The sequence below is a fragment of the Paractinoplanes ovalisporus genome (genome assembly GCF_016834655.1).
GTDB classification, from domain to species: domain Bacteria; phylum Actinomycetota; class Actinomycetes; order Mycobacteriales; family Micromonosporaceae; genus Actinoplanes; species Actinoplanes ovalisporus.
Genome location: NZ_JAENHP010000059.1, coordinates 1 through 1318, shown reverse-complemented (window position 1 = coordinate 1318; position 1318 = coordinate 1). Strand labels below are relative to the sequence as shown.

The following is a 1318-nucleotide window of genomic DNA, read 5'->3' as shown; positions in this document are numbered from 1 at the left end:
TGAGTTCCCCCCGGTTTCCGGGAGCTTCTCAAACATGATCGACTGATCATGGGGAGGAAGCATCTGTGGCCGCACCGAAGAAGTACCCCGACGAGCTGCGAGCACGGGCCGTGCGCTTGTATCGCGAGTCGGACCCGAAGCCGACGATCCGGCGGCTGGCCGAGCAGCTGAACGTGCATCACGAGGCGCTGCGCAACTGGATCCGGCAGGCCGAGGCTGACGCCGGTGAGCGCCAGGACCGGCCGAGCACCGATCTGCTGGAGGAGAACCGGCGGCTGGCCAAGGAGAACGCTGAGCTGCGCCGGGCCAACGAGATCCTCAAGGCCGCGAGCGCGTATTTCGCGGCGGAGCTCGACCCGACCCGGCGACGGTCATGACGTTCATCGACGAACACCGTGATCGCTTCGCGGTCGCGCTCCTGCTACGGGTCCTCAACATCGCCGAGTCGACCTACTATGCCTGGCGCAAGCAGGCCGAACAGCCGTGTGACCGCGACCTGGTCGACCTCGGCCTGCTCACCAACATCCACGAGATCTGGCAAGCCTCCGGCCACACCTACGGCGCCGACCGAGTGCATCGACAGCTGCGCCGCGACGGCATCGCCGTGGGCCGCAAACGGGTCGAGCGGCTGATGGCCGGGCAGGGGTGGCAGGGTGCGTTCCTGCGCCGGGGCTGGCGCGGCGGCTCAACGAAACAGGATCCGCGGCACACGCCGGCGCCGGACCTGGTCAACCGCCGGTTCACCGCGGCCGCCCCGAACCGGCTCTGGGTCGCCGACGCCACCCGGATCCCCACCGGTGAGGGCGTGTTCTGGCTGGCCGCCGTCCGCGACGTCTTCTCAAGAAGGATCGTCGGCTGGAAGACCTCGAACCGGTGTGACACCGATCTGATCCTGGCCGCGCTCGAGTACGGCATCTGGTCGCGTGACGTCCGCGACGGCGACCTGATCCACCACTCGGACCGGGGCTCGAACTACACGAGCTTCCGATTCTCGGAACGGTTACGGGACAACGGAATCCTGCCCTCGATGGGCTCGGTCGGCGACAGCTACGACAACGCACTGATGGAGAACTTCTGGTCCACCCTGAAGATCGAGCTGGTTTACCGCACAAGCTGGCGAACACGCGACGAAGCCGAGAACGCGATCTTCGAATACATCGACGGCTGGTACAACACCCGCCGCATCCAACGCGAACTCGGCTACCTCAGCCCCGATGAATACGAGACCGCCTGGCACACCCAGACCGAGCCAGATAACCTCACCCCTGCCCCGACCGGAGCCAGGTAACCCCCGCTCCCGGAAACCGGGGGGAACTCA

The 1318-nt window shown here is 66.5% G+C and carries 2 protein-coding genes; both read left to right on the top strand.

All coding sequences use genetic code 11. The features are described 5' to 3' along the window. The first annotated feature begins 65 nt into the window (after positions 1–65). The gene (locus tag JIG36_RS51365) at positions 66–377 is read left to right on the top strand and encodes a transposase (RefSeq protein WP_203384269.1); all 312 of its coding nucleotides are present in this window, start codon (positions 66–68) and stop codon (positions 375–377) included. Then, positions 374–1288 (top strand): IS3 family transposase, encoded by a 915-nt coding sequence (locus JIG36_RS51360; RefSeq protein WP_203384268.1) that lies wholly within the window; start codon positions 374–376, stop codon positions 1286–1288. The genes JIG36_RS51365 and JIG36_RS51360 overlap by 4 nt, the downstream gene beginning before the upstream one ends. Positions 1289–1318: the final 30 nt, after the last annotated feature.